Genomic DNA, 13747 nt, shown 5'->3' with positions numbered 1-13747 from the left:
AGGAGAATATTTTTTTACTTAAGCAACAAACCCCGCTCAGGGGTATCTTCAAAAATGGAAACAACATCCAAAACAGAGAGAATTGTATTGTTTGATGGGGTATGCAATTTATGTAACTCCTCTGTTCAGTTTATCATAGACCGCGATACAGAAGGTAAATTCAAGTTTACATCTTTGCAATCGAATACAGGCATCGCACTGATGGAAAAATTTGGGGTTTCCACGACAAATTTTGACACATTTTTACTGATAGAAAATAACAGAATATACTCCAAATCAACCGCAGCACTCAGAGTTGTCCGAAATTTAGACGGATTGTGGAAATTGGGTTATGCTTTTATAGTGATACCTGCATTCTTGCGCGATGCGGTCTATGGATTTGTCGCCCGAAACCGGTACCGGTGGTTTGGCAGGGAGGAGTCCTGCCGGATACCTACCCCTGAATTGAAACATAGGTTTTTGACCTGATTCAGTCATCCAACCCAACCCAAGCCTCAATCCCAGTTTCTTTGCAGGTTTTGCTCGTTTTTTTTGCGAAAGGCCGATTCCAAATCAACCTGAAAATAGTTTGCCAAATCGAGTAAGTAGTTCAACACATCGGCAAATTCTCCTTCCAGGTCAAGTTGATGCTCACTTTTTCCGGCTTCGTCAAACAAATGGTCATGTTTGCGGATGGCTTTAGCCAGTTCGCCCACTTCTTCCGAAAACAGCAGGAAAATTTGCAGGTGGTTGTTTTTATCCCAGCCTTTCAGGGCGCACAATTCCTTGATGAAGTTTTGATACTGTGAAAGCGTAGGGTTGGGGGGGAGTTGGGGCATAAAAATTGGGGAGTTGAATGAAAAAGTAAACTGAATTTCCGAACCGGTTTCTTTGGCAAGATAGTATTTTTTGCATTTACTCACTTCGTTTGGCTTTATGTTGAGTTCCGGAGTTTTGAAACCAATCATTTAAAAATTTTGAATTCTGCACCTATTTACCGGAACAATCCGGAACAAATGGCTCAAAAAGTTTTGGCTATAGTTTTTACATAGCTTAGATACCAAATCCGGCATAAGCAGGATATATTTGTTCAATTAACTGCTTGTTGACTATGTTTATGATTAACCGTTTGTTGATTGGAGTTGCTTTAATAGTCTTAATACCGCTTTTGTTGATTGGTGCTGCGACATTGTTTCACTCAATTTTTCAAAAAAAATGGGAAAGCCCTCCAAAACCTGTAGATTTTCATCAGAGCCGGTTAAATAAACCTGAAAATCCTGAAGAACGCTTGCCCGAAACATGGATAACTCAAATACATCCGGCTGCACCCGGAGATGACTGGAAAGAGTTGGAAGCTAAAAGCCTTCGGAAGTTAGTCCAAGAAAAATTGCAGAAAAGCCAGCAAGAAGATCTGCCTGCGGGAGTTTGGAAAGAGCGGGGGCCTGCAAATATACCTGGCAGAATTACCGATTTAGACATTGACTATACCAACGAAAAAATATATGCTATCAGTGACCATGGCATTGTGTTTACCGGCACGCTTTCGGGCAATAACTGGCAACCTCTTAACGATCAGTTTCCATTGGCTCAAGGGGTTGCCTCTTTTGTTAAAGCGGTTCATTCGGGCAATACAATGAGGTTGGTAGTAGCAGGCTGGCAAAAAACGCTTAATGGTTGGGGTATTTATTATTCTGACGATAACGGGCAAAGCTGGCAACTGTCAGGTGGGCTAAACAGTTTTCCTTTGATGGGTATCAGGAGGGTACAGGTCAGCAACGATAATGACCATACCTTTTATGTTTTTGTGCAGGAATACAACCAAAGCATACCCACCGATTATTATTCGGTGTATAAATCGGTAAATCTTGCTTCGGATTTTACCCTGTTATATCGTTCCAATATTCCGGTCGGAGACGGTTGGCGACATAACAAAAGCGATATGTGGCTTCCGTCCGTGCCCTACCCTGCTCAACTTTACTTAGCCCTGGAAGACAGTGTATTTGTGGTCAATACAGCCACCGGAAGCCGGACATATAAAGGACTGATATCGGGAATAGCCGGGTTAAATGGTTGCCTGCTTACCGGAACAGTTCAGGGAAGCACCACAAAACTCCGGGCATGGATTGGCGATGCAGGTATCGGCAAATTTTATGCCTCCAATGACAATGCCAACTCTTTCCAGTTTAAAGGGCAATATACCGATTGGGTGGGGTCTTCACCTTTTGGTCCAAACTCATTCTCCTGTACCCCCTCCACAGCCGACACCCTTTATTTTGGAGGAATCTTAACCATCAGAAGTAACAACGGCGGTATATCCTGGATTTTGCCAGACCTCGACCCGACTCAGAGTTATGCCTTGTATCATGGAGATGTGCCTAAAACGCTGTGTGTGCGCAATCCCGCAACCAACCAAACTGATGTATGGATGGGCACAGACGGGGGTATATACAAACTCGACCCAACCACCGACCATTTTAACACTTTAAGTATTCCTGGGTTAAATTGTACTCAGATCTACAAGATGGTTAGCACTCATAACCAACCGGGCAATATGTATATTGGAACGCAGGACAATGGATATGCTATTACCCAATTGGGAGACACCCAGCCGGCAACCGTTGATTTTGATTTTGTTTGGGGTGGGGATGTTACCAATATGGCATCGGGTGATAACGGACAAAGTATTTGGGTTTGGTGGTGGGGTGACGGCTGTAATTATGTTACAGATCCTTTGAACAATTATGTGTTATCTACCTGGTCTCCCTATTGGGTAAATGGGGAGGTACCTTATTGGGAAGCACCGGTTTTTGTGCCAATGCAACAACCATCACACTGTTTTACCGCAGGGCATATCTTTAATACCACCGGAAGCTACCTCATTCGGCTGAAAGCTATGCAAAATGCCGATGCACAAGCAACCCAGTATCCTTACAATTTTAGTGCTGCCTCGGGTGGAGGTACTGTGAGTGCTATTGCAATTTCGCCCATAGACAGCAGTTATTGGTATGTTGCAACCGGAAATGGTTATTTTTTCCGTTCTTCCAATGCCGGTGCTTCCTGGCAGAATGTACAGTTGTCGCCCTATTTATATGCCAGGGTGATTTACCCATCAAAAACGCAGCTCGGAAAGGTTTGGGTAGCTGGAAGCGGGTACTCCAATGCTCCGGTCTATTATTCCGCCAATCACGGAGCCTCTTTCACGCCGCTAAATAACGGAATGCCTTCCTGTACGGTGGAAGCTATTGATGGAAATACAGGTGAAACCGCCTTATTTGCTGCAACCAGCATAGCCCCCTTCGTTTTATTGTCTGATGAGGGACAATGGTACGAAATGGCAGGCAGCAAAGCGCCGTTGGTGCAATATATGGATGTTGAGTTTTTAGCGGATATCAATACAGTGCGATTTGCAACCTATGCGCGAGGTATTTGGGATTATGATATGAATGCCTGTCTCGCAACCGGTGTTACCATTACAGGCACTACTTTGGTTTGCGACAATACCGGAGAAGTCTATCTTTATAATACCCAACTTATTGATGGCGCTACCTATAACTGGACAGTGAACTATGGTACTATAATAAGCGGGCAGGGAACCCATCAAATTCAGGTTATCTGGGACAGCGGGGTATCGGGTAATGTTTCAGTAACCGTGGAACAATAGCCTTGTACTAAATACCGCTTTTACCCTTGCTTTAAAACACTAAACCCTATCACCGGGTTTGTTGAAAAAATCAACTTCAAATCCGGTGATAGGGTCTTTTGTTTAGAATTTGATAAGGAGATACAATATTGTTATTGTGCTTTTTTAGGGTTGCGGTGTGCCTGACTAAACTGTTGGATACGTCTTTGTAGTTCACCGGTTTTTTTATGATGGGCAATCATCTGACGAATCTCTTCCGTAGTATAGGCATTGAGGTTTTGGGGATTTACCACCGAAGGCGACATTGATTGGTCTCCTTTTTGGGGCTGACGCTGTGGTCTTTTGCTTTGGGCATAATCTGAACGTTTGCCGTTGGGGTCGTCAATAATGCCGTTTTGGACATAGATGGGGGTATCGTTTTCTCCGGTAAAATAGAAATAGTTATTGCTTTCATTGTGTTCTTCAATATCGTTATAACCATCGGCAACCAGCACAAAATAATACTGGCCGTTCAGGTTGTTGGGCACAGTATATCCCCAGATAAAACCTTCAGACCCGAATTGATCGGCTATGCTCGACCCACCGGGAATGTCAATATTGTTCCACCAGTTTCCTGAAGAACCCGGTCCTGAAGTCAGGGGTCCGTTGTGCTCTGCATTATCATACTCGTCTGTATAATAGTCATACAATAAAACACCCCATTCATTGGCATCGTAAGCATTGTAGTATATATACACGACATTCCAACGCTCAGTAGAATAAATGGTGCGGTCGCCTATATTATAAACATTGTAAAAAATGGTACGGGTTCTCAAATCAGAGAGGTCGTCATCATAGTCGTACAAATCCCAGGCAACGAGGTCGGCTGCTCCATTGACGATCACATCGGGGTTGACCTGATTTTCTTCTTCATCGTAAGGGTTGAAATCATTGCGTTTGTTGTTTGCGACAAAAGCAGAAAAGCAAAAGCTGTTTTGAAAGAAATAATAATCAACCCAGATAAACCCGTTGTTGCCCCATTGTCCTCCCCAGGTATTGGCCACTTTGAAAGCGCCGTTCGGGCCTTTGTTGTCGTCGTAACCGGCAACGGTTACGGCATGGTAGGCATGTTGTCCGGTATAGCCGTAGGTGTCGGAGGTCAAAACACCGGAACTGTTCCATTGCAGGAAGTTATCGCCTACCCGTACACCGATGGCAACAGGCCTGCCTTCTGCCAGATAGCCGCGGATGGTGTTAACATCGCTGTCTATTTTGCGATAGTTGGTAATTTTGAAGTTATTGGCTTCCGAAGTCCAGTTGCTTGGGGGAGAAGAACTGCAGTTACCCAAACTTTGATAGGGCACTGTTGCCATTGTTGCTATTCCGCGCGACTGCATCACATCAAAAGCGGCTTCAAAGGTCGTGCCGTTACAGTTTGCCCCTTTGTAGCTGTTATTAACCGCCCAAAAAAGGTCTTTGGGACTGAACTGTCTCGAGGTCTGAGCCAGTTGCGAGGTGGTATAGTTTTCGTCAATCCCTTCGATGACAGTTTTCAGGTTATACCCTACTGCCCATCCCACACAAGTGCCATATTGCCCCTGATCGCCAATGGGCGGAAATTTTGCTGTCAGATCTACTGCGGAAGGCACATTACCCCCTTCGCTCAGGTTAATATCGGTCGCAATTTCGTCTAAGTTTTCGTCTGCCTCCAACCAGCCCAAGGCATTCAGAAAATCGTTTATGTCGTCAATGCTTTCTTCGTCGCACCCCGGTGAAAAGGTAAACAAAGCCAGACAAACAGCTAAAGAGAACAGATATTTGGTCTTAAAGTATTTCATGTGCGGGTAAGTTAGATGTTATTAGATTCAGTAGTAAGATAGAAAAAACGACAGGGTAAACTTTGAAGCAAAGTGTTTAGACAAATATAACGGTTAAAACCGTATTACTTAGTAATATTTTTAGAACAGGAAGAAATCACGCATTTAGATATTCAGGTTAGTCATTAGTTTATTTTAGATGCTGAAATAATGAGTAAACAAACGGGTTATTCTTTTTTGAAAACAAAAGTGAATGCTTGATTAACAAAAAACTGATGACTTTAGCACAATCAGATGAGGATTTTGAAGGGTTAATGTTCAAAAAACCTTAAGAGGCTTTTATCCCGGTTGTAAATGTCGGGATAAAAATAAGTTTGTCCGGAAGATTCATCTACCCATACAGTCAGATAAAGCAGGTAAATAGGAAGCGGTTGGGGAATAAACACCCGTTTGTTTTTGCCTTTGTCCACAAGATCGGCGATTTTTTCGGGGCTAAAATCGGGTTTGAGGAGGTATTCGGCGAGTTCCAGCGGTTTTTCGAGCCTTATGCAGCCATGACTATATGCACGCTGAGCATTGGCAAACAGGCTTTTAGAGGGGGTGTCGTGCAGATACACATCGTATTGGTTGGGAAACAAAAATTTCACCACGCCCAAAGCATTGTTGCTGCCCGGCATTTGCCGGATGTTGTAATAAAAATTGCGGGCAGATACATTGCTCCAATTAACCTTTGAAGGATTTATTTTTTTTCCGCCCGAAAAGAGTTCCATATTGTGCGATTTCAGATAACCGGAGTTCCGTTTCAGTTTGGGTAATATTTCTTTGGTTGCAATACTGTAAGGCACCCCCCAATTTGGGTTAAATTCAATGTATTGCATTTGTTCACTAAAAATCGGAGTTGGGGTCGAAATCGCACCTACCACGACTCGTTTTGTCAGCATGGCATAGTTGTTTTCATAAGCCCTGATCAAATATGAAGGGATATTAACCAACAAATAACGGTCACCCAAATAGTTGGGCAACCATCGCCATTTGTCCAAAGTCAGCAAAATCTGATTGATTCTGTCCGGTATAGATTCGTTTAAAATTTGCAAGGTTTGTTTACCTACTGCCCCGTCAGGTTCAAGTCCGTGATGTTGTTGGAACAACTTAACTACCTGCACCAACTGTTTGTCGTACATTTTTTCGTTGTAAAAACTGTCCACAGGATTAGTTTGGGTTTTTAACCTGACAGAATCGGTCGAGGGGCGAACATCGTTGTTTTGAGTGGCGGGCATGAAATATTCATCCGCCAGTCTTTGGCGCAATAATGCAACTCTGTCGTCCTTCATGCCGGGTTTTAAAGAAGCCCCTTCAGGGATGGTCGTGTAAACTATGCCATTCATTTCCTTTTGGCGGTAGTCTTCCAAAGCAAATTTCAACTGGGTATATTGGCTGTGCTGGGGTTTTAGTTTGTCAAAAAATGAGCTGAATGTTCCCTGACTCAGGGCTTCGTGTAATCTTGCAGGGATATTGGCAGGTGCCCGGTCAATGTCCCAGCGATAGGGCAAAATCGAAGGGTCAGTTTTACCGCGGTCAAGGTGCCAGGCATAGCGCAAAGCGGCATCGGTAAGCAAAACATCCAATTGATATTTATCGGGTTTAGGTTGATTTGGAGAAGCAAATGCAACCAGTTCATTGAGTTTTTCCGCATGATAATTTGACGGATTTAATCCCTCCATCGCTGCTTCGTTGATGGATATGAGCAGATGCTCTATGGTTGAAGTGTTGAGATTGCCCCCTGTTTGCCAGGCCAAGTTAAAATCATTTCTGCGATAAAAATCACCGATTAAGTCGGGCAGATAAGCCGGACTGCCAAACAATAATACCTTTTTGGAAGGAGTGGCAATGGATGCCACCAACTTAAAGAGGGTCGAGTCATTTATTGCTTTTTGTACCGGTTTTACGTTATCGGCCGGTACAATTGCCGCCGGCCTTTCTGTTTGCTCAGGTGTCCAAATTCCTTTTTTTAGGTTGTCAAAAAAAGCTGGAAATTGCTTTTTTTCGAGGGCTTCGTTCAACATAAACGGGAGTTGCATCAACTCGGCACCGGCAATAGTCTGGCACAATTCGACCGCATAGGTAAATGCGGCATCGGTCAGATAGATGTCAAAAGTATTGGTTTCGGTAAAATCATAAAGCCCTACCGGCAGGTAAATGGTTTCGGCTTCGGTGTATAACAATTCAATTTTATCAGTATGAAGCGAAACCGGCACAAACCCCTGTTGAGGCAGGATTTTGAACAATAGGCTATAAAGTGCAAATGAATCGGCAGGGCTGTACCATGCGGGGGAACAATTGCGTTTGCCATAAAAGGCAATGAGCAAATCAATATGATTGAGCGGCTCGTTGTAAAAAGGGCTGTCAGAATTTTCTGTATCTGAAATCCGGGAAAACAATTCATCGCATGCGTTAGGCACTTTACTGTTTTTTTGTGCCAAAACATCGGCTGTTCCGGTATAGAAAAAAAGCACCAGAAACATCAAAACAAGAGGATGTTTAAGAAAGATAGTCTGCATAAAAGAAACAGATGGGGGTTAAAAAAAATATCAGGTCTGTTTTTTAAAGAAAATCGCTTCAAATGGCTGTTACAAGAACTTGTACAACAATTTAATCTTAACTTTGTGCCTTTATCCGGCAAGCGCAAGGTAAAAAAAAATTGGCTATCTTAGGTTTCTTTATTTTTTTATCTTTTCTTTGCTACAATATCTATTCGTATTTTCAAACTTATTCAGATTGTCATGATACATCTAAAGTCTTCAGTACTGCCAATATTTTTCGGAGTGTTGTGTTCCTTTTTTACAATGTCGTGCAATATCACCAAAGATAAAACCGATAACAGCAAATCTGCCAAACCGGAAGTCGGCAGTTCTGTTCAGGTTAGCAACGAAAATTGGAAGGAGGCAGATTATGAAGATTTCAGAAACATGAGTGTCGAAGAGCGTTGGAGAAGTTTCAGCCCTGAAAGACGCAACTATTTGCGCCAAAATCCTGACTTATATGCTTATTACAAGCCGTTTATCGCTGCCGAACCCAATATGGAACCCGAAGGAACCGTGCAGCATACCGGCATTCAATATTCAGTTGACTCCAATTCGCCGGATCAACCCAAAACTTTGGAAGAATGGTGGAATAGCTTTACCGATGAACGCAAAGCGTATATGCGCCAAAACCCACAGTATTACCCCGAATTTGCCGAGTTTTTAAACAAATAGTTCTTAAAATCAAAATACAGTTCATAGTTAAACCAACCTGAGGTTATGAAACAACAGATACAATCCTTGTTCCTGCTTTTAATAAGCGGTATTATAGGCCTGCTTTTGACGGTAAATGCCAATGCTCAGGGAGCTTCCTGTGCTTCTTATAGTTCGGCATATCCCCCTCCCTATCCTGCCTCATATCCTTGTATGAGTACAATTTTATCAAATGACCCTTTTTGTTGCAACAATGTTTTTGATGCATGGTGCATTAATCAGTTGCGAACTCTCTGTGATGGCAACGGAAATTTAGATACCGATTGTTATATTGAAACCTGCCTTTCTTCGGGTTGCGCTCCCCAAAATATCAGCGAATGGAGTATCGTTCCGTTGTGTTTCGGGCAGATATGCCCTTCTTACGGCAGTATCAACCCTCCTCCTGGCCCCAATCCTCCCATCCAGTTTGTTGATAACATCCCCCGCCCGTTGGTGAACGGCGGGCTGTTTGAGGTGTTCCAATTTGATGGATATTGTTGTGATAATAACTGGGATAATGGTTGTCGTGGATTGTTAGACAGTATTGCCTGTCTAATCTGTAATGACGGACTGCCCGGCACGATTGACGGAGTAAACGAACTGCTGGGCTGTACAAACACCCCCATTCCGTCAGTTTTACCAAACCTTGTGGTGCAAATCAAAGTTTTTCTGGAAGGACCTTATCTTATGGGAACCGGAACCATGAGTACTGCCTTGAGAACCATGGAATTGCTGCCTGCTTCTCAGCCCTTTAACCTGCCTCCTTACAATTACACCGGCACAGAAAGTGTGGCCAACCCTGCGGCACTTCCGGCAAATGCGGTAGATTGGGTGCTGCTTGAGTTCAGAAACACGCTGAACAACAACTTGGCCCACGCCCGTAAAGCAGGCATATTATTAAGCGATGGAACGGTGGTTAATGCAAACGGCACACCATTCAACGTTGGAGGGCTTCTGCCTAATAATAACTACTATATCATTGTTCGCAGCCGCAACCATTTGGATGTAATGAGTACTTATGCGATCTATCTTTCAAGCACCATGGTATTCAACTTTAGTTCAGCCCCCGGTCAGGTGAAGGGAACCGGGCAAACCAAGTTTATGGAAACCATTGACCCCGACACCAATGTTATTGGCGATGAGTTTAGCATTTACGCAATGTATGCCGGCGATTTGAACGGAGATGGTGTTATCAATGCTACCGATTTTACTACGGTGTATGCAGCCACCAATCCGACTGTCAAAGTCTATGCACGGGCAGACATGAACTTCAACGGGTATGTTACTTTCAGAGATTACAACCTGTTTATCTCAACCGCCCCTACACCGGTTTCCAATATCGGAACTACCGGAATTGCTCAGGTGCAGGCATATCCTTCCCTTTCTGCTGTCGTAACAAGTTGTTTCTGATCTTTTTATTGTAACTATGTAACAAAGATAATGGTGGTGAATTTTTTATTATTCACCACCTTTTTTTATTATTATCTCCCTCATAGGTTTCCTTTTATATTCTAATCATTGTTTGCCCTATGCCTTTATGATAAACCATTATAGCCGTTACAAGGTTATGTGGAGTAGAATTAAATATTTAACATCGGAACTCATGAAAAAATACGCTTTTATATTTATGTTCGCAGTGGTTGCTTCTATGTTTGTTGCCTGTCAGTCAGACAACAGTCAACAAGTATCTGACAGCAAAGAATCCGGCAAAACGGAAAAGGGCTCAACAACCGAAAATGAGGTGAAAAAACCCAAATTGAAAATAGTCAACACGATGGGGGTTTTGCCGCCGGAGTTGTTTGCACAAAAAGTAGAAGACCCCAATATAACGCTGATTGATTTGAGAACATCGGGCGAAATTGCCGAAACCGGCATGATTAAAGGCGCTAAACAAATTGATTTTGAAGCAGGCGGGGTGGAAGAAAAATTTGCAGCATTTCAAAAAGATGCCCCGATTATGGTGTATTGCGCCTCCGGAGACCGAAGCCATGAAGCCTATCTGATGCTTCAAAAAATGGGCTTCAACAAAGTATATGATTTGAATGGCGGGATAGAGGCTTGGCTTCGGAAAAGAATGCCCGTGGTAAAAGCCAATTAACCAACGCATTGTTGCCTTTATTCCTACAAACATCTTTGCCCAGACATGGTTTCGCGCAGGCTCAAAGAAAAAATCAAACAACTTGTTCCTACGCAACTTGTACGCATTTACCATGCCTTGCGATTAACATTTGTAGCGCTATATTTTAAATATTGCGCCATTGTTTACAGAGGAAATACCTACTTCTGTCCTTTTTGTGGTCAGGGATTTAGCCGTTTTTTGCCGGACGGAGAAAAATCGGAAGCAATCGCGCGACACGGGGTCATTGGCGGAGGCTACCGAACCAACTGTCTTTGTCCCAACTGCAGGTCTAAAGACCGCGAACGGATGTTGTTGTTGTTTTTGCAGCAAAAAACCCAACTGTTCGATACATCGCTAAAAAGTCTGTTGCACATTGCCCCTGAAAAAAATCTGAAAAAACTGTTCAGGCAGATGCCGCAACTCCGGTATATCAATGCCGACCTCAATCCGGGTGCTGCCGATGTTCAAATGGATATTACCGCAATCCCCCACCCCGATTCGAGTTTTGATTACCTGTTGTGCAATCATGTTTTAGAGCATATTCCCAACGATGCGCAAGCTATGCGCGAACTTTTCCGGGTGTTAAAACCCGGAGGAACTGCAATTCTTCAGGTGCCTTTTGCCGAAAAACTGACTAATACCTATGAAAATTTCGACATCACCCACCCCGCTGAACGGGAATTTCATTTCGGGCAGTTCGATCATGTCCGGATTTACGGCCACGATTACCCACATAGACTTGAACAGGCAGGGTTTAACGTGTTTGTAACGACAGCTTTGGAAGCGCTCGGTTCAGATTCCGTTCAAAAACTATCCCTGATTCCGGACGAAAAAATCTTTATCGGCACCAAATTGTAGTCTTTTCCCCCCATTTTACCGGTTATCCCGACTTTCTGAACCGTTTTTTAACATTTTTCTTCAAGAATATGATTCTGGTCATATTCTTAGGCGTATCGTCATCTTAAATTTGATTTAAGAAAAAAAGTTTTATTCACCATAAATCAAAAGAGATGAAAAAAATAGTTTTCAGCGTGTTTGTCTTATGTGCGGTGGCTGTTGGTTTTATGTTTAATGCTTGCACGACCGATAGCGGACAAACGGCATCCACGACAAGTGGCGGTGGGGCAGGTTTGGATGCCAAACAGGAGTTAGGCGGCCAATCAACCGTAAAAGATGATGTTTCACAGAAAAATATAGTTCAGACAGCAGCAGGCTCTCCCGACCATACTACTTTGGTTGCTGCGGTCAAAGCCGCTGAGTTGGTAGATGTCTTGACCAACGCCGGCCCGTTTACTGTTTTTGCGCCAACCAATGCCGCCTTCGATAAACTGCCCGCCGGAACTGTAGAAGGCTTGCTGAAACCCGAGAAAAAAGCCGACCTTCAAAATATTCTTCAATATCATGTGGCAGTTGCAGTGCTTAAAAAAGAAAGTTTTAAAGACGGGCAATCGTTGGGTATGGTAAACGGCGACAACGCCACCTTTACGGTTAACGGAGATCAGGTTGCCATCAACGGGGCAAATATTGTTGCCTCCATTCCAACTTCAAACGGCATTATTCATGTCATTGATGCAGTCATTTTGCCACCTGCTCCCAAGTAAAAGTTTAATCATCTATTTTTTGCAATAACTTCCGGCTTGTCTGACCACATTCCGGAAGTTATTTTTTTTAACCAACGCAGTTTGTTTTTTAGGGTATGTTTAAGGGTAAAAATTAACCCTGCATCAGGCTATTACACCTCTGCAAAGCAGTATTGCAACCCTGCAATAAGTTAAAGTGCCCCTGCATTGACTTAATGTACCCCTGCAAAAGGGCATTGCATACCTGCAAAGGGTTATTGTACCTGTGCATTGCCTCAATGTACCCCTGCATTGGGTTAATGCACCCCTGCATTACATTAAATCGCCTCTGCATTACAGTAAATCGTCCCTGCAATATGTCAATGCACCCCTGCAATGAGTTAATGCACCCCTGCATTGACTCACTGTGCCCCTGCAATAAGTTAGAGTCAACCGTATTTTTTGACCCTCTCCTAAAAATTGAAGGAAGTTGTATTTTGTTTCCTGACAACTCACACAACTATTTTTGTATATTACTCCGTCATTCATCTGAATCACCTATATTTAGCAAATGGGGAACACAAACCAACTAATGAAACATTTTTTAAACCGCATTTAAACACCAATTTATGCGTAATGAAAAAAATCCTTTCCCTGTTTCAGGCTTTAGATCGGTGCTTTGTTGCTTTATCCCTGGCGTTTATTTTATCACAGAGGTTCGCGGAGGCAGCACAGAGAACCACAGAGTATATTATTTTTCTCTGTGGTTCTCTGTTTAAAAATCATCGGGAGTCCTCCCTACAAGATTAGCTTCTGGGGGCTTAGGGGCGAAACTCCTCCCTCTTCAGTGCTAATTTTGCAGGGGTTTGGTTGGTGTTCCGACTTTTGCATGAATTGAAGATGTTTCGGAGTATCGGTGCTTTGTTGCTTTATCCCTGGCGTTTATTTTATCACAGAGGTTCGCGGAGGCAGCACAGAGAACCACAGAGTATATTATTTTTCTCTGTGGTTCTCTGTTTAAAAATCATCGGGAGCCCTCCCTACAAGATTAGCTTCTGGGGGCTTAGGGGAGAAACTCCTCCCTCTTCAGTGCTAACTTTGCAGGGGTTTGGTTGGTGTTCCGACTTTTGCCTGAATTGAAGATGTTTCGGAGTACCGGTGCTTTGTTGCTTTATTCCCGGCAATTATTTTATCACAGAGGTTCGCGGAGGCAGCACAGAGAACCACAGAGTATATTATTTTTCTCTGTGGTTCTCTGTGCAAAAATCATCGGGAGCCCTCCTTACAAGATTAGCTTCAAGGGATTTAGGGGCGAAACTCCTCCCTCTTCAGTGCTAATTTTGCAGGGGTTTGGTTGGTGTTCCTACTTTTGCATGAATTGA

At 43.3% G+C, this 13747-nt stretch carries 10 protein-coding genes; 7 read left to right on the top strand and 3 right to left on the bottom strand.

What is annotated here, in order from left to right:
- Positions 1–54 precede the first annotated feature (54 nt).
- Complete coding sequence (locus tag IPM47_05175; GenBank protein QQS30342.1) at positions 55–468, top strand: thiol-disulfide oxidoreductase DCC family protein; 414 nt, start codon at positions 55–57, stop codon at positions 466–468.
- A 26-nt stretch (positions 469–494) separates the two neighbouring features.
- Here the strand turns inward: IPM47_05175 and IPM47_05170 are convergent, their stop codons facing one another.
- A complete protein-coding gene (locus tag IPM47_05170) occupies positions 495–818 on the bottom strand; it encodes an RS21-C6 protein (protein QQS31387.1) in 324 nt (107 codons plus the stop codon).
- A gap of 272 nt (positions 819–1090) precedes the next feature.
- On the opposite strand from IPM47_05170, the gene IPM47_05165 reads away from it, so the two are divergent.
- Positions 1091–3640 (top strand): hypothetical protein, encoded by a 2550-nt coding sequence (locus tag IPM47_05165; protein QQS30341.1) that lies wholly within the window; start codon positions 1091–1093, stop codon positions 3638–3640.
- 131 nt (positions 3641–3771) lie between these two features.
- Here the strand turns inward: IPM47_05165 and IPM47_05160 are convergent, their stop codons facing one another.
- A complete protein-coding gene (locus IPM47_05160) occupies positions 3772–5436 on the bottom strand; it encodes a C1 family peptidase (protein ID QQS30340.1) in 1665 nt (554 codons plus the stop codon).
- A 290-nt stretch (positions 5437–5726) separates the two neighbouring features.
- Positions 5727–7973 carry a L,D-transpeptidase family protein gene (locus IPM47_05155; protein QQS30339.1) on the bottom strand — a complete coding sequence of 749 codons (2247 nt, stop codon included), beginning with the start codon at positions 7971–7973 and terminating at the stop codon, positions 5727–5729.
- A gap of 222 nt (positions 7974–8195) precedes the next feature.
- Here IPM47_05155 and IPM47_05150 point away from each other — a divergent pair, with 222 nt between their 5' ends.
- The 5 genes from IPM47_05150 (at position 8196) to IPM47_05130 (ending at position 12407) form a co-directional block, all read left to right on the top strand.
- Entirely contained in the window at positions 8196–8669 is a 474-nt protein-coding gene (locus IPM47_05150) for a hypothetical protein (protein ID QQS30338.1), read from the top strand.
- A 45-nt stretch (positions 8670–8714) separates the two neighbouring features.
- Positions 8715–10097: a dockerin type I repeat-containing protein gene (locus IPM47_05145; protein QQS30337.1), complete on the top strand. Its 1383-nt coding sequence runs from the start codon at positions 8715–8717 to the stop codon at positions 10095–10097.
- Between the two features lie 193 nt (positions 10098–10290).
- A complete protein-coding gene (locus tag IPM47_05140; protein QQS30336.1) occupies positions 10291–10785 on the top strand; it encodes a rhodanese-like domain-containing protein in 495 nt (164 codons plus the stop codon).
- Positions 10786–10830: 45 nt separating this feature from the next.
- A complete protein-coding gene (locus IPM47_05135) occupies positions 10831–11664 on the top strand; it encodes a class I SAM-dependent methyltransferase (protein ID QQS30335.1) in 834 nt (277 codons plus the stop codon).
- Between the two features lie 206 nt (positions 11665–11870).
- Positions 11871–12407: a fasciclin domain-containing protein gene (locus IPM47_05130; protein ID QQS31386.1), complete on the top strand. Its 537-nt coding sequence runs from the start codon at positions 11871–11873 to the stop codon at positions 12405–12407.
- The last annotated feature ends 1340 nt before the right edge of the window (positions 12408–13747 follow it).

Source organism: Sphingobacteriales bacterium (assembly GCA_016700115.1).
Taxonomy (GTDB): domain Bacteria; phylum Bacteroidota; class Bacteroidia; order Chitinophagales; family UBA2359; genus UBA2359.
The sequence above is the reverse complement of the archived record's forward strand: the minus strand, read 5'-3'. Positions and strand labels throughout refer to the sequence as shown.

What these genes read in the sequence shown, in the direction of transcription:
- IPM47_05155 (QQS30339.1), bottom strand. Translation starts at nt 7,973, where the DNA reads ATGCAGACTATCTTTCTTAAACATCCTCTTGTTTTGATGTTTCTGGTG.
- IPM47_05160 (QQS30340.1), bottom strand. Translation starts at nt 5,436, where the DNA reads ATGAAATACTTTAAGACCAAATATCTGTTCTCTTTAGCTGTTTGTCTG.
- IPM47_05170 (QQS31387.1), bottom strand. Translation starts at nt 818, where the DNA reads ATGCCCCAACTCCCCCCCAACCCTACGCTTTCACAGTATCAAAACTTC.
- IPM47_05175 (QQS30342.1), top strand. Translation starts at nt 55, where the DNA reads ATGGAAACAACATCCAAAACAGAGAGAATTGTATTGTTTGATGGGGTA.
- IPM47_05130 (QQS31386.1), top strand. Translation starts at nt 11,871, where the DNA reads ATGTTTAATGCTTGCACGACCGATAGCGGACAAACGGCATCCACGACA.
- IPM47_05140 (QQS30336.1), top strand. Translation starts at nt 10,291, where the DNA reads ATGAAAAAATACGCTTTTATATTTATGTTCGCAGTGGTTGCTTCTATG.
- IPM47_05135 (QQS30335.1), top strand. Translation starts at nt 10,831, where the DNA reads ATGGTTTCGCGCAGGCTCAAAGAAAAAATCAAACAACTTGTTCCTACG.
- IPM47_05165 (QQS30341.1), top strand. Translation starts at nt 1,091, where the DNA reads ATGTTTATGATTAACCGTTTGTTGATTGGAGTTGCTTTAATAGTCTTA.
- IPM47_05150 (QQS30338.1), top strand. Translation starts at nt 8,196, where the DNA reads ATGATACATCTAAAGTCTTCAGTACTGCCAATATTTTTCGGAGTGTTG.
- IPM47_05145 (QQS30337.1), top strand. Translation starts at nt 8,715, where the DNA reads ATGAAACAACAGATACAATCCTTGTTCCTGCTTTTAATAAGCGGTATT.